The sequence below is a fragment of the Phyllobacterium sp. 21LDTY02-6 genome, assembly GCF_023554255.2.
Classification (GTDB): Bacteria; Pseudomonadota; Alphaproteobacteria; order Rhizobiales; family Rhizobiaceae; genus Phyllobacterium.
Map to the genome: position 1 here is coordinate 44132 of NZ_JAMJWD020000004.1, position 20297 is coordinate 64428.

At 60.6% G+C, this 20297-nt stretch carries 22 protein-coding genes; 7 read left to right on the forward strand and 15 right to left on the reverse strand.

The annotated features are described in order from the left end of the window. Positions 1-85 precede the first annotated feature (85 nt). Complete coding sequence (locus M8997_RS14360) at positions 86-376, forward strand: cytoplasmic protein (protein WP_250014669.1); 291 nt, start codon at positions 86-88, stop codon at positions 374-376. 72 nt (positions 377-448) lie between these two features. On the opposite strand, the gene M8997_RS14365 is transcribed toward M8997_RS14360, so the two are convergent. Next, entirely contained in the window at positions 449-886 is a 438-nt protein-coding gene (locus M8997_RS14365) for a MucR family transcriptional regulator (RefSeq protein ID WP_250014671.1), read from the reverse strand. A gap of 393 nt (positions 887-1279) precedes the next feature. Between M8997_RS14365 and msrB the strand changes: the two genes are divergently transcribed. The 3 genes from msrB to M8997_RS14380 all read left to right on the forward strand — a co-directional run bounded on the left by msrB (position 1280) and on the right by M8997_RS14380 (position 4390). After that, positions 1280-1684 carry a peptide-methionine (R)-S-oxide reductase MsrB gene (gene msrB / locus M8997_RS14370; RefSeq protein WP_250014673.1) on the forward strand — a complete coding sequence of 135 codons (405 nt, stop codon included), beginning with the start codon at positions 1280-1282 and terminating at the stop codon, positions 1682-1684. Between the two features lie 176 nt (positions 1685-1860). Continuing rightward, the gene (locus M8997_RS14375; protein ID WP_250014675.1) at positions 1861-3963 is read left to right on the forward strand and encodes a S9 family peptidase; all 2103 of its coding nucleotides are present in this window, start codon (positions 1861-1863) and stop codon (positions 3961-3963) included. A gap of 88 nt (positions 3964-4051) precedes the next feature. Then, positions 4052-4390, forward strand: coding sequence for a metallophosphoesterase (locus M8997_RS14380; RefSeq protein ID WP_250014677.1), 339 nt, complete (start codon positions 4052-4054; stop codon positions 4388-4390). A gap of 10 nt (positions 4391-4400) precedes the next feature. Here M8997_RS14380 and M8997_RS14385 read toward each other — a convergent pair whose 3' ends face one another. From M8997_RS14385 to M8997_RS14405, 5 genes are all read right to left on the reverse strand, one after another. Continuing rightward, positions 4401-5324 carry a cytochrome c gene (locus M8997_RS14385; protein ID WP_250014680.1) on the reverse strand — a complete coding sequence of 308 codons (924 nt, stop codon included), beginning with the start codon at positions 5322-5324 and terminating at the stop codon, positions 4401-4403. 11 nt (positions 5325-5335) lie between these two features. Continuing rightward, positions 5336-5788: a cytochrome c gene (locus tag M8997_RS14390; RefSeq protein WP_250014682.1), complete on the reverse strand. Its 453-nt coding sequence runs from the start codon at positions 5786-5788 to the stop codon at positions 5336-5338. A gap of 196 nt (positions 5789-5984) precedes the next feature. Then, on the reverse strand, positions 5985-6347 hold the full coding sequence (locus M8997_RS14395) for a hypothetical protein (RefSeq protein ID WP_250014684.1): 363 nt from the start codon (positions 6345-6347) through the stop codon (positions 5985-5987). A gap of 226 nt (positions 6348-6573) precedes the next feature. Next, positions 6574-7173, reverse strand: a complete 600-nt coding sequence (locus M8997_RS14400) for a superoxide dismutase (RefSeq protein WP_250014687.1) — start codon at positions 7171-7173, stop codon at positions 6574-6576. 153 nt (positions 7174-7326) lie between these two features. Beyond that, positions 7327-8205 (reverse strand): branched-chain amino acid aminotransferase, encoded by an 879-nt coding sequence (locus tag M8997_RS14405; protein WP_250014689.1) that lies wholly within the window; start codon positions 8203-8205, stop codon positions 7327-7329. 330 nt (positions 8206-8535) lie between these two features. On the opposite strand from M8997_RS14405, the gene M8997_RS14410 reads away from it, so the two are divergent. Further along, a complete protein-coding gene (locus tag M8997_RS14410; protein WP_250014691.1) occupies positions 8536-9246 on the forward strand; it encodes a L,D-transpeptidase in 711 nt (236 codons plus the stop codon). Between the two features lie 34 nt (positions 9247-9280). On the opposite strand, the gene rfbD is transcribed toward M8997_RS14410, so the two are convergent. From rfbD to rfbA, 4 genes are read right to left on the reverse strand one after another with little or no spacing between them, the layout of a single operon-like run. Then, positions 9281-10180 carry a dTDP-4-dehydrorhamnose reductase gene (gene rfbD, locus M8997_RS14415; protein WP_250014693.1) on the reverse strand — a complete coding sequence of 300 codons (900 nt, stop codon included), beginning with the start codon at positions 10178-10180 and terminating at the stop codon, positions 9281-9283. Beyond that, on the reverse strand, positions 10177-11259 hold the full coding sequence (rfbB, locus tag M8997_RS14420; RefSeq protein WP_250014696.1) for a dTDP-glucose 4,6-dehydratase: 1083 nt from the start codon (positions 11257-11259) through the stop codon (positions 10177-10179). The genes rfbD and rfbB overlap by 4 nt, the downstream gene beginning before the upstream one ends. A 10-nt stretch (positions 11260-11269) precedes the next feature. After that, on the reverse strand, positions 11270-11821 hold the full coding sequence (gene rfbC, locus M8997_RS14425) for a dTDP-4-dehydrorhamnose 3,5-epimerase (RefSeq protein ID WP_250014698.1): 552 nt from the start codon (positions 11819-11821) through the stop codon (positions 11270-11272). 2 nt (positions 11822-11823) lie between these two features. Continuing rightward, entirely contained in the window at positions 11824-12702 is an 879-nt protein-coding gene (gene rfbA / locus M8997_RS14430) for a glucose-1-phosphate thymidylyltransferase RfbA (protein WP_250014701.1), read from the reverse strand. A 178-nt stretch (positions 12703-12880) separates the two neighbouring features. On the opposite strand from rfbA, the gene M8997_RS14435 reads away from it, so the two are divergent. Further along, on the forward strand, positions 12881-13705 hold the full coding sequence (locus tag M8997_RS14435) for a glycosyltransferase family 2 protein (RefSeq protein WP_250014703.1): 825 nt from the start codon (positions 12881-12883) through the stop codon (positions 13703-13705). Positions 13706-13717: 12 nt separating this feature from the next. Here M8997_RS14435 and M8997_RS14440 read toward each other — a convergent pair whose 3' ends face one another. From M8997_RS14440 to M8997_RS14455, 4 genes are all read right to left on the reverse strand, one after another. Next, positions 13718-15397: a methyltransferase type 11 gene (locus tag M8997_RS14440; protein WP_250014705.1), complete on the reverse strand. Its 1680-nt coding sequence runs from the start codon at positions 15395-15397 to the stop codon at positions 13718-13720. 12 nt (positions 15398-15409) lie between these two features. Next, complete coding sequence (locus M8997_RS14445; protein WP_250014707.1) at positions 15410-16150, reverse strand: ABC transporter ATP-binding protein; 741 nt, start codon at positions 16148-16150, stop codon at positions 15410-15412. A 1-nt stretch (position 16151) separates the two neighbouring features. Then, complete coding sequence (locus M8997_RS14450) at positions 16152-17003, reverse strand: ABC transporter permease (RefSeq protein ID WP_250014709.1); 852 nt, start codon at positions 17001-17003, stop codon at positions 16152-16154. A 192-nt stretch (positions 17004-17195) separates the two neighbouring features. Further along, complete coding sequence (locus tag M8997_RS14455) at positions 17196-18713, reverse strand: helicase HerA-like C-terminal domain-containing protein (protein WP_250014710.1); 1518 nt, start codon at positions 18711-18713, stop codon at positions 17196-17198. A gap of 333 nt (positions 18714-19046) precedes the next feature. On the opposite strand from M8997_RS14455, the gene M8997_RS14460 reads away from it, so the two are divergent. Then, positions 19047-19412, forward strand: coding sequence for a DUF2267 domain-containing protein (locus M8997_RS14460; RefSeq protein ID WP_250014711.1), 366 nt, complete (start codon positions 19047-19049; stop codon positions 19410-19412). A gap of 70 nt (positions 19413-19482) precedes the next feature. Here the strand turns inward: M8997_RS14460 and M8997_RS14465 are convergent, their stop codons facing one another. Further along, entirely contained in the window at positions 19483-20247 is a 765-nt protein-coding gene (locus M8997_RS14465; protein ID WP_250014712.1) for an SDR family oxidoreductase, read from the reverse strand. Positions 20248-20297: the final 50 nt, after the last annotated feature.

Here is a 20297-nt window from a genome sequence, read left to right on the forward strand (position 1 = left end):
TTTATTTGTGCCAAATATGCGGAATTTTATCCTACCACTTCTGCCAGCGCGCATATTCATTGCATCGACATCAGGAGCAATTGGAATGAACGAAAGCAGCTTGAGCAGGGAACGCGACGCCTTCAGCGCAGCGAGGCGGAGACTGGCGGACGAGGCGCGCCAGCGCCTGGCGCTACGGATATTGTTCAATGGCGATCTGGACGAGATGATCGGCGAGGATGCGCAAAGCAAGGCGCGCACCTGTTGCCGGCTGAAGCGGCTGATCGAACGGGAACGGCTGAAAGGCCAGCGCGGCCATTGGAGCTACGACCTCAACCGCCATATCGGCCTGAAACAGGCATTGGACCGGCTGAAGGCAACGATGCAGCAGGGGTGACGGCCGGACAAAGAAAAACGGCGCCGCGAGGCGCCGTTCCAGATGCGGTGAATGCGGTCGGGGGCGTGTTGCTTACGCCGCCTTCTTGCGCTTGCGACCGAGGCCCATATTCTTGGCCAGGCGCGAACGGGCCGCGGCATAGTTCGGAGCAACCATCGGATAGGACGGATCCAGATCCCACTTCTCGCGATACTGTTCCGGCGTCAGGCTGTAATGGGTCATCAAATGGCGCTTGAGCGATTTGAATTTCTTGCCGTCCTCGAGGCAGACGATGTAATCGTCGGCGACGGACTTTTTCGGGTTTACCGCAGGCTTCGGCTTCTCCTGGACGGTGGCGACGGTTTCCGTCACGCCATTGACGCGGCCGAGCGCGGCATGGACATCCGCGATCAAACTCGGAAGATCACCCGCCGGAACCGAATTATTGCTGACATAAGCAGCCACCAGTTCCGCTGTGAGTTCGAGAAGAACATCGTTGGCGCTATTGTTCGAATTGTCAAACGTGGTCATTAAAGTCCAATTCCTTCGTCTAATCTGAAAAATTCGGAAGCGAGTTAAAAAACCCAATATAAAGATTGAGACACTTGCATTCTCAGCTACCGTTGGGCACACTCTTTTTCGGATTTTGCATAATTTGTCAAATCAATACTTCATTTTAGAAAGAAATATTTCGAACATTCGTTATTCTAGAGTTTAACAGAAAGGCACCATGCAACCGCGTAATAAACAGCGCTCTCTTGCCCGGCATACACACGCAATCACCGAAATAGAATTCTTAAATCACCACTAAGACAAAAAATGGCAAAAATGAGGAAATACAGGTCTTATCCCAAGCATTCTATAATAAAGGGATGTTGCGGATTTTAGTCTTGGCGCCTACATCTGCATCGAAAGGATGTCAAAATGAATACTAGAACATTCAAAGTCGTCAAGTCGGATGCGCAGTGGCGCGAACAGCTTACGCCGGAACAGTACCAGATTACACGCAATCATGGCACTGAACGCGCATTTTCCAGCCCTAATTTCAACAGCAAGGCCAAGGGCGTCTACAAATGCGTCTGCTGCGGGCGGCCGCTCTACCGTTCCGAGACCAAGTACGATTCCGGCACCGGCTGGCCAAGCTTCACCGGCCCGATCGAACCCGACGCCGTGTTCGCCGTCGAGGACCGTTCCTACGGCATGGTGCGCACGGAAATCAAGTGCTCGGACTGCGATGCGCATCTCGGCCACGTCTTCCCCGATGGCCCGCCGCCGGTCGGCCTGCGCTATTGCATGAACGGCAATGCGCTGGTGTTCGAGCCGGAATGACGCGCCGGCTGCGACAGCCAGCCGAAACTGTTTCCCGAACTGTTTCCCGAACTGTTAGTTGACGGCGTCGGCGGTTTCGTCCACTCCCTATCGGATATTTCATCCTTGCCGGGCGGCTTCGGCCGCCCTCCCGCCTTGCCGGGCAGCCTTGGCTGCCCTTCCGTCGAGAGTACCAGATGAACAAGACCGTTTTCCCAGTCCATCCCGCGCCGGCAGCCGCCCGGCACCCCGTCAGCGATACGAGGCACGGCATCACCCGCACGGATGATTATGCCTGGCTGCGCGCCGACAACTGGCAGGACGTCTTCCGCGATCCTGCCACGCTCGATCCGGCGATCCGGGCGCATCTGGACGCCGAAAACGCCTACCAGACCGCGCTGATGGCCGACACCAGGGCCTTGCAGGGCCAGCTGTTCAACGAGATGAAGGGCCGCATCAAGGAGGATGATTCCTCCGTGCCGGCCAAGGATGGTCCCTTCGCCTATGGCACCTCCTACAAGACGGGCGGCCAGCACCCGCGCTATTTCCGCACGCCGCGCGACGGCGGGGCGGAGACCATGCTGATCGACGGCGATCTCGAAGCGACAGGCAAGGCCTATTTCAGCCTCGGCTCGGCCGATCATTCGCCCGATCACAGCAAGATGATCTGGGGCTTCGACGACAAGGGCTCCGAATACTACACGTTGAAGATACGCGACCTCGGCACGCTGGCCGATGCTGCCGAGACGATCGGCGATACTGCGGGCGGCGGCGTGTGGAATGCCCGCTCGGACGGCTTCTACTATACGCGGGTCGATGCCAACCATCGTCCGTCGCGCCTGTTCTACCATGAGCTCGGCCGGCCGGAGAGCGAGGATCGGCTGATCCATGAGGAGAAGGATCCGGGCTTCTTCCTCGGCGTTTCCGGCAGCAGCCTGCACGATTTCATCTTCATCGACATCCACGACCACGAAACGTCGGAAGTCTGGCTATTGCCGGCCAATGATGCCGGCGCCGCGCCGAAACTCGTCATGGAGCGCCAGACCGGCGTCGAATACAGCCTCGCCGAGGGCGGCGCCGTGTTCTACATCCTGACCAATGCCGACGGCGCCAAGGATTTCAAGATCATGAGCGCGCCGGTCGATGCGCCCGAAAAGGCGAACTGGCAGGAGGTGGTGAGCCACAAGCCCGGCCGCCTGCTGCTCGCCCATTCGGCCTATCGCAACCATCTCGTCTGGCTGGAGCGCGAGGACGGCCTGCCCCGCATCATGATCCGCGATCGTCACAGCGGCGAGGAACACGCCATCGCCTTCGAGGAAGAGGCGTTCTCGCTCGGCCTGCATGGCAGCGCCGAATATGATACGGACGTCATCCGCTTCTCCTATTCCTCGATGACGACGCCGACGCAGCTCTTCGACTATGACATGCGCACCCGCGAGCGCCGGCTCTTGAAGACGCAGATCGTGCCCTCGGGCCACAATGCGGATGATTATGTGACGCGCCGCCTGCTCGCCCCCGCCGAGGATGGCGCGCTGGTGCCGGTTTCCATCGTCTACCACAAGGATACGCCGCTCGACGGCACGGCGCCCTGCCTGCTCTATGGCTATGGCTCCTATGGCATCACCATTCCGGCGAGCTTCAGCACGAACTGCCTGTCGCTGGTCGATCGCGGCTTCGTCTATGCCATCGCCCATGTGCGCGGCGGCAAGGACAAGGGCTATGACTGGTACGAGAACGGCAAGCGCCTCAACAAGCGCAACACGTTCACGGATTTCATCGCGGCTTCCAACCATCTCGTGGCCAATGGCTTCACCAGCCATGACAGGACGATTGCCCAGGGCGGTTCCGCTGGCGGCATGCTGATGGGCGCCATCGCCAACATGGCGCCGGGCAATTTCGGCGGCATCGTCGCGGAAGTGCCCTTCGTCGACGTCATCAATACCATGCTCGACGACACGCTGCCGCTCACGCCGCCCGAATGGACGGAATGGGGCAATCCGATCACTTCCGCCGCCGATTATGCCTATATGTCATCCTATTCGCCCTATGATAATGTAACGGCGCAGGCCTATCCGCCGATTTTGGCGGTTGCCGGCCTCACCGATCCGCGCGTCACCTATTGGGAGCCGGCAAAATGGGTGGCGAAGCTGCGCGAAGTGAAGACCGACGACAATCCCGTTCTGTTCCGCATCAACATGGATGCCGGCCATGCGGGCGCCTCGGGCCGGTTCTCGCGGCTGGAAGAGATCGCCTATGTCTATGCCTTCGCGCTGAAACTGGTTGGCAAGGCCGGCGCATGAAAATGATCGGGAGCGGCGAACCAACCGGCGCTCCCCGGGTTGCTTGGGCTACCTGGGCTACCTGGGTTGCCTGGAACGGGAGACGATGATGCGAAAGGCTGTTTTTGCTGTGTTGATCGCGTCCGGCGCGCTGGTCAATCCGGCCATACCGACCATAGGCCTCGACCAGGCCGATGCTGCCGTGCGCAAGAATGTCAGCGAATATGCGGGGCGCCGCTGCAATCCGCCGCGGCGTGGCTCGGGAATCGTCATCGGCCGCTATACGGGCACGACCGACAACCCGATCCTGTCCTTCGGCGGCGATACCGCAACGATCTCGCGCTATCGCTGCTTCGAGACCCTGGCCGAATGCCGCGGCTGGCTTTATACGATGCGCAGCAAATATGTGGACGGCAATTCGGTGCTGATCGGCTGCGAGCGGCGCTGATCAATTCGCGCTAGCGCGTGGCGGGATAGCCGTTCGGATGCGCCGGAATGGCCTTGAGATAGGCGGCTATCGCCTCCCTGTCGGCGGCCGAGACATGCGACATGTTCTGCACCACGTCGGCCATCGACCCGCCGAGCGAATCGAAATCCGGCGTGAAGCCGCTTTCCAGCGCATAGGCGATATCCTGCGCCGACCAGCTGTCGATGCCGCCCTCGCCGCCGGTAATGTTCGGAATGACGCCCTTGCCCTCCGGCGACGGCGCGCCCGCCATCCAGCGCGACGTGTCGAGCCCGCCGAAACCGTCGCGCGGCGTGTGGCACTCGCCGCAATGTCCCGGACCCTCGACCAGATACTGGCCGCGTTTGACGGCCTCGTCGGCGCCGGCAAGGGTGACGGCCGGTTGGCTCGAGAGATAGAGCCGCTTCCACAGGCCGATGCCGCGGCGCAGCGTATAGGGGAATTTCAGCCGGTGCGGCTCCGCGACGTGATCTGAGGGCGGCAGGGTCTGCAGGAAAGCGTGGAGATCGGCGATATCCTGCACCTGCATGCGGGCATAGGACGCATAGGGAAAGGCCGGATAGAAATGCCGGCCATCCGGCGCGACGCCCTTCATCATGGCATTGGCAAGGTCCTCGAACGACCAGCCGCCGATGCCCTGCGGCGATGGCGAGATATTGGGCGCGACGAAAGTGCCGAAATCGGTCACCAGCTGCACGCCGCCCGCAAGGACGCGCCTTGCATCGCCGCTCGCGCCCGGCGCCGCATGGCAGGAGGCGCAGCCGCCCTGCCAGAACACCGCCTCGCCGCGCGTCGCATCGCCCGGCTGGGCGGCGGCAAGAAGCTGCGGCTCGAGCCGTGTCGGCGCCGAGAGCAGCCAGAAGCCACCTCCGGCGACGAGGAGAAGCACGATCAGGAGCATTGCGAGCTTGCGCATGCGGCCTCAGCTCAGTCCTTCTTGATGCGGTAGGTCTGGTGGCAGGTGCCGCAATTCTTGGAGACCTGGCTGAACGCGGTCTTGAAGCTTTCGAGATCCTTCGGGTCGGCGGCGACGGCTGCTGCCGTATCGGCCTTGTACTTTTCGATCGCGGCGACGAAACCGGCATTGTCCTCCCAGATCTTCGGCGAGGCGGTGGTATCGCCCTTGTCGGTGCCGGCGGGGAAAAGCGTGGCGGCGTCGATCTTCTGCGCATCGTCGTTCAGCTTTTTCAACGCGCTCTGGACAATGGCGGCGTCGAACGGCTTCTCGCCCTTCATGATGGGCGTCACTGTGCCGACGGCGCGGCCCTGGTCCTTCATCAGCGCCTGGCGCTCGGTTATCGGATCGGCAGTGGCGGCCGACGCGGCCGACAGGGCAAGTGCAAGCGCGGGAATGAGGGCGATCAGGCGGGAAGACTGCATGGTGGGGAACTCCGACTCTTGTGGCTGTAACAATGGCTTCAAGGGCATCGGCGGCAGTTTAATTGAAAGATTGCCGTTTGCACGTTGGAGAAAATCACATTTTCGTTGCCGTTCAAAGCAAGCGTCACCGGTCGGTCCACGGCAATGGCATCAATGTCCGGCAAAAAAATAGCCCCGCTGCAACGGGGCTATTTCATCAGAGCTCGAGAATGATTCTCGATCCGGTGTGGCGATAGGGCCGGTCGTAGTAACGGCGGTCCCAGCGATGGTGGCGGCCGTAATAGCGACGGTCATGCCTGTCCCACCGGCGATGGTGGTGGCGGCGCGACCACCGGCGGTCGTCCCAATGGCGGCGGCGATGCCAGCGGCGATCGTCCCAATGACGGCGGTGATGCCAGCGCCGATGATCTACTTTCTGAACCTGGCTGGTGCCCTCATTGGCCGATATTTCCACCGGCTTTTGCAGCGCTGCGGGGGCGGCGCCTGCCGCGCCAGCTCCAAGGCCGAGAGTTCCAACCGATATCAAGACAGCACAAATTGCTGAAATCAGCTTTCTCATCTTTCCTCCAGTGACTGCCCGCTTGCGTAGGCACTCGACTCGTTAGTCCCTAAGAACACAACTTTAGTCGCATCCTCTGAACCTGGGATGAACGAGCAATATGGCAAGCCGAGGGCGATGACCACTTTGGGGGAAACAGCCGGGAAAAAAACCCATTGAACAGGTGCCGAAAGCAAAAAAGGCCCCTGCCGGGCAGGAGCCTTTTCTTGAAGCGATCGGCCGGAGCTTACTTCGCCTTTTCGTACTGTTCGAGCACGTAATCCCAGTTGATGAGATTGTCGACGAAGGCCTCGAGATATTTCGGGCGGGCGTTGCGATAGTCGATATAGTAGGAATGTTCCCACACATCGACACCGAGGATCGGCGTCGCGCCATGAACCAGCGGGCTCTCGCCGTTCGGTGTCTTGGAGATTTCCAGCTTGCCGTCCTTGACTGCGAGCCAGGCCCAGCCGGAGCCGAACTGGGTGGTGCCGGCATTGATGAAGTCCGCGCGGAACTTGTCGTAGCCGCCGAGATCGGATTCCACTGCCTTTTCGAGGGCGCCGGGAAGCTTGTTGCCGCCGCCGCCCTTCTTCAGCCAGTTCCAGAAATGCAGATGATTGTAGTGCTGGCCGGCATTGTTGAACAGGCCGGCATTCTTGCCATAGGACTGCTTGACGACCTCTTCGAGAGAAAGATTGTCGAGACCGGCTTCGGCGGCCAGTTTGTTGCCGTTGTCAACATACGCCTTGTGGTGCTTGTCGTGGTGAAATTCGAGCGTCTCGCGCGACATGTAGGGTGCGAGCGCATCATAATCATACGGCAGTGCGGGCAATTCGAAAGCCATGGAAGTCTCCTCTTCGATTCAATCTGTGACAGCATGGGAAGGCCACAGGCAACAGGTCCCCATCCTGACAAAACCTGCCTTCGTTACATAGGTCCCAAATTCCACGGGAGCAATGCGGGGCGGATCAATATTTCGTCTCTATCGGCCTGTTGGTTAAATTTTCGGGGTCGAGTGGGCGAATTCCCAATAAAGCTCCCTCGCCTTCCGCGTGATCGGCCCCAATGCGAGTTCGCGGTCCTCGATGCGGGAAACGGGAACGACCTTGGAATGGTTCCCGGTCGAGAAGATTTCATCGGCATCAAGGAAGTCCTGCACCGTCAGGGTCGTCTGCGTGGTGCGGAAGCCATAATCGGCCAGCACGTCGATGACCCGGGAGCGCGTTATGCCGGAAAGGAAGGTCCCATTCGGCGCGGGCGTGAAGATGTGCCCGTCCTTGACGAGGAAGATATTCGATGTCCCGGTCTCGGCGACATTGCCCAGCATGTCGAGCACCAGCGCATTGTCGAAACCGCGCGAGCGGGCCTCCAGGATGGCGCGGCCATTATTGGGGTAGAGACAGCCGGCCTTGGCATTGGTCGGCATGGTTTCGAGCGTCGGACGGCGGAAAGGCGACACCGTCAGCGAGAAACCCGTCGGCTCCAGCATCGGCGCCTCGTAGATCGAAAGGCAGAAACGGGTGGATTCCGGATCGGCCGGCACGCCCATATAGCCGCCATGTTCGCCCCAGTACATCGGCCTGATGTAGACGGCGGTCTTGCCGTCGAACTTCTTCAGCCCCTCATGGGTAAGGCCGACGATCTCGTCCACGCCCATTGTCGGCTTGAGCCCGAGCGCGGTCGCCGAATTGTTGACGCGCGCGCAGTGGCGGTCGAGATCCGGCGCGACGCCTTCGAACCAGCGCGCGCCGTCGAACACCGTCGAAGCGAGCCACATGGCATGGCTGCGCGGACCGATGAGCGGCACATTGCCCTCGAACCAATCGCCATCGACATAGGTCCAGGTCAGGGTTTGCGCTGCGGTATTGATTGCCATGATATTGATTCCATTCATGCTGTTGGTTCGCCCATCGAAATCGCATTTGCGCCGAAGGTCAATGCTTCTCAGCCACGGACAGGCCGAATCAGATGCAAGGGCGGCTAAGGCCATGACAGGCCGAGGCATGTTACAAGCTTACGTCTCACGAAGTATTTATCGGCTTTGTCCCGGCCAGGGCCGCCCACCCTCGCCTTTTTGTTGCACATGGGCAACAGGTTCAACCCCGCCTTGTTTGCGCCCTATTGTCAACGGCGCTCTGCCATATTCATTGTGCGTTTAGGGCGCGGTTCGATCCAATCCCTATCCCGCCACCAATCTGGTTGTAAGATGCAAAACACACTTTCCCGCCGCGGCTTCCTCACCGCACTGACTGCAACAGCTGCAGCCGGTCTCGCAGGTTGCGCGCAGATCCGCAGCGATATGCCGGTCATCCGCGTCGACGATTATGGCAATCCCCTCACGCCGCAGACGGATGTCGATCCGGCTCTTGGCTCCTACGAGGCGATGTATGCCGCCCGCGAGGATGGCGGCTTCCTCCTGCCGGCGATCCCGATCAGCAAGATGGACAAGCGTTACCTGCGCCAGATCGTCAGGGACCCCACCGGCGAGCAGCCGGGCACCATCGTCGTCGATACGCAGAACAAGTTCTGCTATCTCGTGCGCGAGAATGGCGAGGCCATCCGCTATGGCGTCGGTATCGGCCGCGACGGCTTTGCCTGGTCGGGCCGGGCCGTGATCCAGTGGAAGCGCCACTGGCCGAAATGGACGCCGCCGGACGAGATGGTCGCCCGCCAGCCGGAACTCGCGCAATACAGCGCCGCAAATGGCGGCATGCAGCCCGGGCTCAACAATCCGCTCGGCTCGCGCGCGCTTTATATTTTCCAGAATGGCGAGGATACGCTCTATCGCCTGCACGGATCGCCGGAATGGTGGTCGATCGGCAAGGCGGTTTCGTCCGGCTGCGTACGCTTCCTCAACCAGGATATCATCGATCTCTACGACCGCGTCCCGAACAAGACGCCGATCGTCGTCATCTGATGCCGCAATGGGGGGCCGAGTTGCCCCCTTTTTCCTACGCCTTTACCAGTCTTTCGACCACATCGGCGAGCGAAGCGCGCCAGTCCGGCATGGTGAAGCCGAAGCGCTTTTGCAGCTTTGCCGTCGAAAGGCGGGAATTTGCCGGGCGGGCCGCCTTGGTCGGATAATCGGCGGTGGCGATATCGGCCACATCGGCCACCGGACCGCCTCTTTCGGCGCTTTCTTCGAAGATGGCGCGGGCAAAACCGCTCCAGTTGACATCGCCGCTGCCCGCCAGATGGTAAATGCCATAATCGGCGAAGCCCGGCTCATTGCCGAGACGATCGACGACATGGATGATCGCATCGGCAATATCGAGCGCGCTGGTCGGATTGCCCCATTGGTCGCAAACGACCGACAGCCCGTCGCGCGTTTCAGCCAGTTTCAGCATCGTCTTGACGAAATTCCTGCCGAAAGGGCTGAAAATCCACGCCGTGCGCAGGATGATGTGGCGCGCATTGGCCGCCGCGACGAGGCGCTCGCCTTCAAGCTTGGAGCGCCCATAGGAACTTTTCGGCGCCACGGCATCGGTTTCGGCATAGGCCGAGGGCGCATCGCCGGAGAACACGTAATCCGTCGACAGGTGAATGACGGGCGCGCCGCAGGCCTGCGCCGCGGCAGCAACCGCTCCGGCACCTGTGGCATTGACCGCGAAGGCGAGTTCCGGCTCGTCCTCCGCCTGGTCGACGGCCGTATAGGCCGCCGCCGAGACCACGATGTCGGGCCTTGCGGCCTCGATCGCCGCCCTGACGCTATCGGGGCGAGACAGATCGAGTTCTGGCCGACCGACCGCTATCACCTGCAGGTCGGGCACCTGCAGGTCGGGGCGGGCTGCCGACCGCTCCAGAAGGCTTTGGACAACCTGCCCTTCCTTGCCGGTGACCAGTATCTTCATGCGGCCCCGGCTTTGGCCTTCGCATCTGCGCCGCCGAGACGCTCTCCGGCGTAGCGGCCGCTGCGGATCGGCTGCCACCACCATTCATTGTCGAGATACCATTGCACCGTCTTGTCGAGGCCGGTCTCGAACGTCTCCTGCGGGGTCCAGCCCAGTTCGCGCTCGATCTTCGAGGCATCGATGGCGTAGCGGCGATCATGGCCGGGGCGATCGGTGACGAAATTGATCAGATCGGCATAGGGCTTGCCATTGGCGCGCGGGCGCTTGCGATCGAGAACCGCGCAGATCGTCTTGACCACGTCGAGATTGGTGCGCTCCGAGCGGCCGCCAATATTATAGCTCTCGCCGAGCTTGCCCTGTGTCGCCACCAGTTCCAGCGCCCGGGCATGATCCTCGACGAACAGCCAGTCGCGGACATTGGCCCCGGCCCCATAGACCGGCAGGGGCTTTTCATCCAGCGCATTGAGGATCACCAGCGGAATGAGCTTTTCCGGGAAATGGAAGGGCCCGTAATTGTTGGAGCAATTGGACAGGACCACCGGCAGACCGTAGGTTTCGTGCCATGCCCGCACCAGATGGTCGGAAGCTGCCTTGGAGGCCGAATAGGGCGAAGACGGATTGTAGGGCGTCTCCTCGGTGAAGATACCGCTGTCGAAGGGCAGATCGCCGAAAACCTCGTCGGTCGAGATATGGTGGAAGCGGAAGCGGGATTTGCGCTCGTCCGGCAATTCGCGCCAATAGGTCAGCGCCGCGTTGAGCAGGCGGAACGTGCCGACGATATTGGTTTCGATGAAGGCCGCCGGCCCGTCGATGGAACGATCGACATGGCTCTCCGCCGCCAGATGCATGATCACATCGATCTGGTTGTTGCGCAGAATGTCGAGAACGGAAACATCGTCGCAAATGTCGCCTTCGGCGAACTGGTAGTTCGGATGGTTTTCGATCTGCCGCAGCGATGCGAGATTGCCGGCATAGGTAAGCTTGTCGAGATTCACCACATTGATCGCGCGATTGGCGGCAAGATGCCGGCAAACCGCCGATCCGATGAAACCAGCACCACCAGTGACAAGAATGTTCATTTCATGATCCTCAAGCGAAAACTTCAGCGGCGCCGAGCAGCGGAGCGTTGCGATCCTTGTCCGAGAGCGCAAACTCCGATGCCGGAAGCGGCCAGTCGATGCCGATCGCGGCATCACTGAACAAGATCGACCGATCATGCTCGGGCGAATAATAATCAGTCACCTTATAGACGACCTCGGTATGTTCGACGAGCGTGACGAAACCATGGGCGAAGCCCGCCGGCACCAGGATCTGGTTCCACTTCTCGGCCGACACTTCGAGCGAAACCCATTTGCCGAAGGTGGGCGAGCTTTTGCGGATGTCGACGACGACGTCCAATATGGAGCCGCGGACGACACGGACGAGCTTGTTCTGCGCCCGTGGCGGCAATTGATAGTGCAAGCCGCGCAGGACGCCCTTCGCCGCGGAATGGGAATGATTGTCCTGGACGAATTGCAGGTTGATGCCGGCCTCGGCGAACGACTTCTCATTATAGGTTTCCGACAAGAACCCGCGATGATCGCCGAATTTGCGCGGTGTTATTTCGAGGACTCCCTCGAGCCCGAGCGACCGTACTTGCATTGTCACATCCCTAATTCATCGACACGCCGGCGTAGATAGGCTGCATATTCGGTTTTTCCAAGCTTGGCCGCTCGCTCCAGCACGGCTTCACCGTTCAGCCAGCCCTTTTCCAGGCCGATCTCCTCCGGACAGGCGATCTTGATGCCCTGGCGCTTCTCGATGGTACGCACGAATGACGAGGCTTCATGCAGGCTGTCATGGGTGCCGGTGTCCAGCCAGGCATAGCCCCGGCCGAGTTGTCGCACGCTCAATTCGCCGCGTTCGAGATAGATATTGTTGACGGTGGTAATCTCCAGCTCGCCCCGGGCCGAAGGCTCGATCGAATGGGCGATGTCCACCACCTGGTTGTCGTAGAAATAAAGCCCGGTGACCGCCCAATGGGATTTCGGCTTTTCCGGCTTCTCCTCGATGGAGATGGCCTTTCCGGTCTTGCTCTCGAATTCGACGACGCCATAGCGATGGGGATCGTCGACATGATAGGCGAACACGGAGCCGCCTTTCTTCACCGCGGCGGATGTCTGGCAAAGTTTCGACAGGCCGTCGCCGAAATAGATATTGTCGCCGAGGATCATCGCCACGCTGTCATTGCCGATGAATTCGCGGCCGATGATGAAGGCTTCCGCAAGGCCATTGGGTTGCGGCTGTTCGGCATATGCGAAATTGACGCCGAATTCGCTGCCATCGCCCAGCAGCTTCTGGAACAGCGGCAGGTCGTGCGGCGTGGAGATGATCAATATGTCCTGGATGCCCGCAAGCATGAGCACGCTCAGTGGATAATAGATCATGGGTTTGTCGTAGATCGGAAGTATCTGCTTCGACACTGCTATCGTCAGGGGGTAGAGCCTCGTGCCGCTGCCGCCTGCCAGAATAATACCCTTCATCTAGATTCCCTTGTCCAATTCAGCTAAACGGCACCTCCTTAGCACCGCATTCACGTTTTGGCGACAGAGCGGAATACATATTCGGGCCGGACTCCCGGAACATTCTGTTAAAGTTGGTGACACCTTCATCATTGCCATCAGCAGAGATTGCCGAGGCGCGGCCGAACAAGGACAGGGAATGACAGACAGCACCGAAGCGGTTGCCGACAGACTTGAGCTGACGATTTCCATCGTCACGTTCGATCCCGATCCAACGCAACTGCGCACGACGCTGGAAAGCCTTGCCGAAGCACTCGTTCCGCTGGCGCCGGATGCGGTCCTCGTCACCCTCATCGACAATTCGCCCAAGGACGAAGTGTCGGCGCTGCTTCGGTCCATCGAATTCGGCGCACCGCTTCGGCTTCGGCATGGGCACGGCAATATAGGCTTCGGCCGCGGCCATAATCTGGCGCTGGACAGGCTGGGCGAGTTCCATCTCATTCTCAATCCGGATGTCCAATTGCGATCCGACGCGCTGACCACGGCCTTGAGCTTCATGCGCGACAATCCGCAATGCGGCCTTGTCACTCCCCATGCCGAATGGCCGGGCGGCCGGAAGCAATATTTGTGCAAGCGCTTTCCGCCGGCCTTCGATCTCTTGCTCAGGGGCTTTGCGCCGGCGCCAATCCGGTCGCTATTCCATGACCGCCTGTCGCGCTACGAAATGCGGGACGAGACACAAGACGAAACATTCTGGAACCCGCCGATCGTGAGCGGCTGCTTCATGTTCTTCCGCAGCGAGGTCCTGCGCCGGCTTGGCGGCTTCGACGAAGATTATTTCCTCTATTTCGAGGATTTCGACCTGTCGATCCGCTCCGCGCAAATCGCCAAGACCGCCTATGTGCCGATGGTACGGATCGTGCATGAGGGCGGCCATGCCGGACGAAAAGGCTGGTGGCATATCCGCCAGTTCCTGATTTCGGCCGCGCGCTTCTACCGGTCCCACGGCTTCAGGCTGTATTGAGACCGGGGCGATTTACCGGTTGGCGGCGCGCCATTTCTCGGCCAGAACCTTGATCTTGTTCTCAGCCTCCGCGATCATCGGCGCATAGCGGTCATTGTCGATCCCCCAGAGCGTGGATGCGACATCCTCCCGGTGCCCCGCGATGAAGGGCAGCGCCACGACAACCTTCAGGTCGTCCTGCCGTTCCATGTAGCGATCGACCGTATTGGTGCTGGCGTCCGTGTCCATGGGGTTCCATGCCGACAGTCGTTTCAGCGCGCGTTCACTGTAGATATTGAAAACATTGCTCATCATCTTGTCGATGGTCACATAGGTGCGGCCATCAACGTCATCGACAGACAGAACGCGTGCCGAGGTGTGAAGATCAGCCATGACGCCGGAAAAAATGTCCCAGTTTCCCTCGCATGTGTCGAGATAGGCCATCACCTCCCCGAGTATCCGGCCAAAATCAGGGGGGAGGAGTATGTCGTCCTCGATGACGATCAATCTTTTCATGCCATTGTCGAGCGCATAGCGCGACAAGGCGGTGAAGCTGCTGCCGCAGCCGACCCAGCCGAGACTGTTTCTTATTCCGTCGAAGATGACGCAGCCCTCGGGCAGAGCCTCGGTGATCGCCTGCCGGCGCTCGACCGTCTCCGGAAGGGAGAGCGCCAGGAAACTGCTTTTCTCGCGAAGGTAGATCGGTGTTTCCAGCACGACATTCGCCGGCAGCATGCCCAGGGCGCCAAGGAAGCGGTCGAACATGAAGTTGAAACGGCTGGCGCTGGCGGCAACGACGCCGCCGATGGTCGCATTGACGGTGTCGATATCGTCGAGCATGGCTTGCGCCGCGCTCATCATCGCTTCTATCGAGCCTTCCTCGAAGAACCTCACCGCCCCCGCCAGCTCCGGATAATCGTGGCGGTCGCGCGAACTCTCGGAAAGGATTGGTACGCCGAGCGAGATACATTCGCTTATGCGCGGCATCTCCAGCAGCGCGCCCTCGTAATAGTGGATGTTGATGACCGCCCTTGCCGAACGGATGATTTCATACATCTCCTCGCCAAAGACCTCGTTGCAGATCTTCACCGAATAGCGCGACTGGAGTTGCTTCAGGAACGCCCGACGCCGCTCGGAGCTCAGGCTGTCGCCATAGAACACGAAATCATACTTCTTGGCCGTGTCCATACCCGTCGCGCCGCCGGTCACCGCCCCGATCGGCAGATAATGCACGGTCGGATATTTCACCTTGTGCTGGGCGAGGAACGCAATATTGGACAGCGAATAGTCGAGAACGCCCAACGATTCCCGCAATATCCTGAAATATTCCGGCGTGAACCAGCGCGAACTCACATGCTGTTCCAGCTGGAACACCACCCGCTTGTCCGCCGGCGGCAGGCTTTTGAACATTTGCGGGCAAAGGACGATGTAGAAGGCATGGTCGAAACGGTCGAGCTGGCCAATTATGACCTCGCTGCCCATGCCATGGGCTGCGAGCCGCGCGGAGATCGCATTGGCGATGAATTCCGTGTGCGGCGTGCAGAGGATGCCCCAGGTCGAACCGCCATCGCCCGCCAGGCGCTTGCGCACCTTCACCACCGCATGTTCGCGCCGATACCAGTCCAGGCGCTTCAGCAGGCCGGAAAAATCACCACGCCCGACATAGCGCAGGGCATTGACGATCTGCGTCAGACGATTGTTCAGTTTCCCCATCGAACTGCTTTCTCAGCCGAAATAGGCCGGCAGCACCTCATCCGGAGTGCCATCCACCTTGATGCGGCCATGTTCGAGCCAGATCACCCTGTTGCAGTTCTTCAGCATCAGTTCCTTGGAATGGCTGGCAAGGACGAGGATCTTGGTCGAATCGACCAGTTCCCGCATGCGCTGATTGGCCCGTTCCTTGAAATCCTCGTCGCCCGTCGACAGCCACTCATCCATGATGAGTATTTCCGGCCGCACGGCCGTGGAGGTGGCGAAGGCGAGGCGCAGCTGCATGCCCGAGGAGTAGGTTCTGAACGGCACGTCGAGAAACTCTCCCAGGCCGGAGAATTCCGCGATCTGCTCGAATTTCTCCGCGATTTCCTTCGGCTCCATCCCCATCATGGCCGAGCGAAGGCGGATGTTCTCGCGACCCGTCGCGTCGGGGTCGATGCCGAGATTGATATTGATCAGCGACACCGCATGGCCGCGGATGAGCGCGCTGCCCCGCGTCGGCGTGTAGATGCCGGAGAGCACGCGGAGCAATGTCGTCTTGCCCGAGCCATTATGGCCGATGAGGCCGACGCGATCGCCGTCGTTGAATTGCAGGGACACGTCGTCCAGACCGCGCACGATGATCAACCCATCGCTGCGCCGTTCGATCTTTCCGCCGGTGGCGATGCTCAGGACACGATTCTTGAGCGAGCGGCTTGAGGAATTGTAGATCGGGAATTCGACACTGACATTCTGAAGTCGGATGGAGCTCATTTTACAACCAATACGCTACGCGCCAACGATACTTGCCGAAGAATGCGATGGCGGCCAGCCAGCCGATGATCGCAATTCCGCCGGCGACGCCCCAGTTGAGCAGGGTGGGCGACGTGCCGAGCAGTGGCGCCCTGACCAGCTCGATGAAGTGGGCGAAAGGGTTCCATTCGATGAATGCCCGCGAAACATGGTCCGGCAATATCTTCACCATCCACATGATAGGCGTGGCGTAGAACAGGACCTGCAGCACGTTGGTGACCACCTGCGTCATGTCGCGGAACCGGGCGCAGACTATGGCCAGGACCAGCATGATCCAGGCGAGGTTGACGCAGAGCAGCAGGAAGCCCGGTATCGACCAGAGCACGCTGAAAGTGACGCCTTTTCCCATGATCAGAAGGAGGACGGGAAAGATCACGATGTTATGGCCGAAGATGATCATGTTGCGCCAGAGTGCGCGCAATATATGGGTGAACAGCGGCATGCGGACCTGCAATATGATGCCTTCGGAGGAGCTGAAAGCCCCGCATCCTTCGGAAAGGCAGGACGTAATAAAGCCCCATGTGATGACGCCCGCGCAAAGATAGGGCAGGAATTCGTGCATCTCCGACTGGAACAGCGTGCCGAAGATGAGACCGAGCGCGCCGATGAACACGGCCATGTTCAGCGTCAGCCAGAAGGCGCCGACGCGCGAACGCCGGTAGCGCTGCGCCACATCCTGCCAGCCGAAGATCAGCGCCAGGCGGTATTTGACGAATGCCTCGACAATATCGCGCCAGGCGACGGCAATACCCGTCGTCGGCAGCGTCAAGTCTTCGCGATCGCTTTCTCGTTCCCGATAGGTTTCGACACTCATGCCTGGCCCTGGTGGTGTATGCTGGTCTCGATCAAATCCGGACGCCTTCTATACCAAAACGAGATGGATCGCCGTACCTGAAGAAATAAATCCCACAAGTCAACAGCGCACCTCTTCCTTGGCACCTCTTCCCTGAATGAGGCGCATTTACGACGCCGGGCCAAATAGGCCCGGATTGACGATGAACTGCGGCTAGCGCCGGCTCAGGCTGCCCAATATACCGCGGACCAGCGCCCGTCCGAGCGAGCTGCCGACCGATCGGACAACGGATTTCATCGCAGCTTCGGCCACAGTCTGCCGGCCGCGCGGCTGGCCGCCCCTGGGGCCCCTTTGCGGTTCCCCGCCGAGGAAATCCGGCAGTTTCCAGCCGCCGGTGCTGTCTGCGCTGGCTTCCTCCGGCTCCTTGGCCTCGACCGCCTTCTTCTGCAGCAGTTCATAGGCGGATTCGCGGTCCACCATCTCGTCATAGATGCCGACAACCGGACTGCTGTTGATCAGCGTGCGGCGCTCGTCCGGGGTGACCGGGCCGATACGGCCCGCCGGCGGGCGCATCAATGTGCGCTGCACGATCGACGGAACGCCCTTTTCGGCGAGGGCCGAGACCAGCGCTTCGCCGGTGCTCAGATTGGTGATCGCCTCGAACGTGTTGAAGTCCGGGTTCGGGCGGAACGTGTCTGCCGCGGTCTTGACCGCATTCTGCTCGCGCGGCGTATAGGCGCGGAGCGCGTGCTGGATGCGGTTGCCGAGCTGCGCCAATACGGTTTCCGGCACGTCCAGCGGGTTCTGCGAGATGAAGAAGACGCCGACGCCCTTGGACCGGATCAGCCGCACCACCTGCTCCACCCGGTCGAGCAGCGCCTTCGGCGCCTCGTTGAACAAAAGGTGGGCTTCGTCGAAGAAGAAGACGAGGCGAGGCTTTTCCGGATCGCCGACCTCGGGCAGTTCCTCGAAGAGCTCGGACAGGAGCCAGAGCAGAAAGGTCGAATAAAGCCGCGGGTTCATCATCAGCTTGTCGGCCGCGAGCACGCTGACGACGCCACGGCCATTGGTGTCGGTGCGCATGATGTCCGAGATCTTGAGCGCCGGTTCGCCGAAGAATTTGGTGCCGCCCTGCTGTTCGAGAACCAGCAGCGAGCGCTGGATGGCGCCGACCGACGGCTTGGTGACATTGCCGTAGCGCGCCGATATCTCTTCCGACCGCTCGGCAATATTGACCAGCAGCGCTTGCAGATCCTTCATGTCGAGGAGCAGCAGCCCCTCTTCGTCGGCGATCTTGAAGGCGATGTTCAGAACGCCCTCCTGCGCATCGGTCAGGTTCATGAGGCGCGACAGGAGCAAGGGCCCCATCTCCGAGATCGTCGCCCGGACAGGATGGCCCTGCTCGCCGAAAATGTCCCAGAAGATGACCGGCGACGCGCTGAATTCATAAGGCTCGAGCTTCACCTCGCCGGCGCGCTTCAGCAGGAAATCCTTGGCCTCGCCCTTCTCCGCTATGCCCGAAAGATCGCCCTTGATGTCGGCGCAGAAAACCGGCACGCCGACAGCCGAGAACCCCTCGGCGAGCACCTGCAGGCTCACCGTCTTGCCGGTACCGGTGGCGCCGGTGATGAGGCCGTGCCGGTTGCCGTATTTCAGGAGGAGTTCCACCGCCCCCTGGTAGCTGTCATCGGGCTTCCGGCTGGCACCAAGGAAAATGCTGTTCTCGGCCATGTCGTTCGTTCCTCGTCCTGCTGTGTTCGAATTCCATCGCAAATCAGGGCGCCCCCATCGGCCAGGACATCCCCATCGACATGAATCCGGTATAAACAGCCCTGGCCGTTGCGACAATGGGGCGCCTGTGATTCAAGTTTCCGGCGATTCAAATTATTGGCAATTGAATTTCGAGCGGGATCGGCAGGCGCGACGATGGGCGAACCAATGTCATTCTGCCGCGTTCTTCCCGGAATGGAGTTAAAAACGACCGGAAATGCCAGAAGCGGACTTGTGCGGCGGGCAATTCCTACATATTACGTAAACGTAATTTGAATAGACGGGAGATCGAACATGGAAGAACTCATCGCGCGCATCACTGCCAATGTCGGCACCAGCCCCGATACGGCCCGCAAGGCTGTCGGGCTCATTCTTGCGTTCCTGCAGAAGGAAGCGCCCGCCGACAAGGTGGACCAGCTCATCGCGGGCGTACCGGGCAGCGAGGCCGCCATTGCGGAAGCAAAAGGCAGCGGCGGGTTCCTTTCGGGGATGATGCCCGGCGTGATGGGCCTTGGCTCGCAGCTCATGGGCATGGGCCTCGGCATGGGCGAAATCAGTGGCATCTCCAAGGAAACCATTGCCTTTGCCCGCGAAAAGGCCGGCGACGGTCCTGTCGACGAGGTGGTGAACTCCATTCCCGGCCTCAGCCAGTTCGTCTGAGTCCAGCCTGGTTCAATGATCAGGCAAGTGCGCGCCCGCCATGGACGCGCACTTCTTTTTTGCCCTGCCGTCACGTCCTGTTGATGGAAACGCCGCCATCGACCAGCATGGCCGAGCCGGTCATGAAGCTTGCCGCATCCGATGCCAGGAACAGCACCGAGCGGGCGATCTCCTCCGGTTCGGCCCGTCGTTTGAGCGCGTGCAGGTTCTCGACGAAAGCCAGCTTTTCCGGCGTGTCCACCCAGGCTTCCGCCATGGACGTCGCCGTTCCGCCGGGCAATATCGCGTTGACGCGGATGCCTTCGCTGCCGAGTTCCACCGCCAGCGTCTTCATCAGGCCAATGATTCCCGCCTTGCTTGCCGCATAGGCGGCAGTCCCCGGCATGCCAGCCGTATGGCCGACGAAAGTCGAGGTGAACAGCAGCGAACCGCCGCCGCGGCGCCGCAACGCGGGTATCTGGTATTTGGCGCCGAGAAAGGCGCCGGTCAGGTTGACGTCGAGCGTCGCTTTCCAGCCCTCCAGCGATATGTCGGCGCTGGGGCCCATCTCGCCATTGGTGCCGGCATTGTTGAAACCGATATCGAGCCCGCCGAATTCGCTTTCGGCCAGCGCCACGAGCGAGCGGGCATAGGCTTCGTCGGCGGCGTCGCCGGCAAGGAACAGCGCAGCCGCGCCGCGTGAGCGCAACGATGCCGCAACTTCGCCGAGTTCCCTTTCCCTGCGGGCGGCGAGCACCAGATTGGCGCCCTCTTCCGCAAAGAGCAGCGCCGTCGCCCGGCCTATGCCGGAGCTCGCCCCGGTGATGATCGCCGTCTTTCCACGCAATATTCCCATGATACTCCCTTTCAGCTTCCGGAACCTGCCGCTATCTCGATGGGCGCATC

What these genes read in the sequence shown, in the direction of transcription:
- M8997_RS14360 (WP_250014669.1), top strand. Translation starts at nt 86, where the DNA reads ATGAACGAAAGCAGCTTGAGCAGGGAACGCGACGCCTTCAGCGCAGCG.
- M8997_RS14365 (WP_250014671.1), bottom strand. Translation starts at nt 886, where the DNA reads ATGACCACGTTTGACAATTCGAACAATAGCGCCAACGATGTTCTTCTC.
- msrB (WP_250014673.1), top strand. Translation starts at nt 1,280, where the DNA reads ATGAATACTAGAACATTCAAAGTCGTCAAGTCGGATGCGCAGTGGCGC.
- M8997_RS14375 (WP_250014675.1), top strand. Translation starts at nt 1,861, where the DNA reads ATGAACAAGACCGTTTTCCCAGTCCATCCCGCGCCGGCAGCCGCCCGG.
- M8997_RS14380 (WP_250014677.1), top strand. Translation starts at nt 4,052, where the DNA reads ATGCGAAAGGCTGTTTTTGCTGTGTTGATCGCGTCCGGCGCGCTGGTC.
- M8997_RS14385 (WP_250014680.1), bottom strand. Translation starts at nt 5,324, where the DNA reads ATGCGCAAGCTCGCAATGCTCCTGATCGTGCTTCTCCTCGTCGCCGGA.
- M8997_RS14390 (WP_250014682.1), bottom strand. Translation starts at nt 5,788, where the DNA reads ATGCAGTCTTCCCGCCTGATCGCCCTCATTCCCGCGCTTGCACTTGCC.
- M8997_RS14395 (WP_250014684.1), bottom strand. Translation starts at nt 6,347, where the DNA reads ATGAGAAAGCTGATTTCAGCAATTTGTGCTGTCTTGATATCGGTTGGA.
- M8997_RS14400 (WP_250014687.1), bottom strand. Translation starts at nt 7,173, where the DNA reads ATGGCTTTCGAATTGCCCGCACTGCCGTATGATTATGATGCGCTCGCA.
- M8997_RS14405 (WP_250014689.1), bottom strand. Translation starts at nt 8,205, where the DNA reads ATGGCAATCAATACCGCAGCGCAAACCCTGACCTGGACCTATGTCGAT.
- M8997_RS14410 (WP_250014691.1), top strand. Translation starts at nt 8,536, where the DNA reads ATGCAAAACACACTTTCCCGCCGCGGCTTCCTCACCGCACTGACTGCA.
- rfbD (WP_250014693.1), bottom strand. Translation starts at nt 10,180, where the DNA reads ATGAAGATACTGGTCACCGGCAAGGAAGGGCAGGTTGTCCAAAGCCTT.
- rfbB (WP_250014696.1), bottom strand. Translation starts at nt 11,259, where the DNA reads ATGAACATTCTTGTCACTGGTGGTGCTGGTTTCATCGGATCGGCGGTT.
- rfbC (WP_250014698.1), bottom strand. Translation starts at nt 11,821, where the DNA reads ATGCAAGTACGGTCGCTCGGGCTCGAGGGAGTCCTCGAAATAACACCG.
- rfbA (WP_250014701.1), bottom strand. Translation starts at nt 12,702, where the DNA reads ATGAAGGGTATTATTCTGGCAGGCGGCAGCGGCACGAGGCTCTACCCC.
- M8997_RS14435 (WP_250014703.1), top strand. Translation starts at nt 12,881, where the DNA reads ATGACAGACAGCACCGAAGCGGTTGCCGACAGACTTGAGCTGACGATT.
- M8997_RS14440 (WP_250014705.1), bottom strand. Translation starts at nt 15,397, where the DNA reads ATGGGGAAACTGAACAATCGTCTGACGCAGATCGTCAATGCCCTGCGC.
- M8997_RS14445 (WP_250014707.1), bottom strand. Translation starts at nt 16,150, where the DNA reads ATGAGCTCCATCCGACTTCAGAATGTCAGTGTCGAATTCCCGATCTAC.
- M8997_RS14450 (WP_250014709.1), bottom strand. Translation starts at nt 17,003, where the DNA reads ATGAGTGTCGAAACCTATCGGGAACGAGAAAGCGATCGCGAAGACTTG.
- M8997_RS14455 (WP_250014710.1), bottom strand. Translation starts at nt 18,713, where the DNA reads ATGGCCGAGAACAGCATTTTCCTTGGTGCCAGCCGGAAGCCCGATGAC.
- M8997_RS14460 (WP_250014711.1), top strand. Translation starts at nt 19,047, where the DNA reads ATGGAAGAACTCATCGCGCGCATCACTGCCAATGTCGGCACCAGCCCC.
- M8997_RS14465 (WP_250014712.1), bottom strand. Translation starts at nt 20,247, where the DNA reads ATGGGAATATTGCGTGGAAAGACGGCGATCATCACCGGGGCGAGCTCC.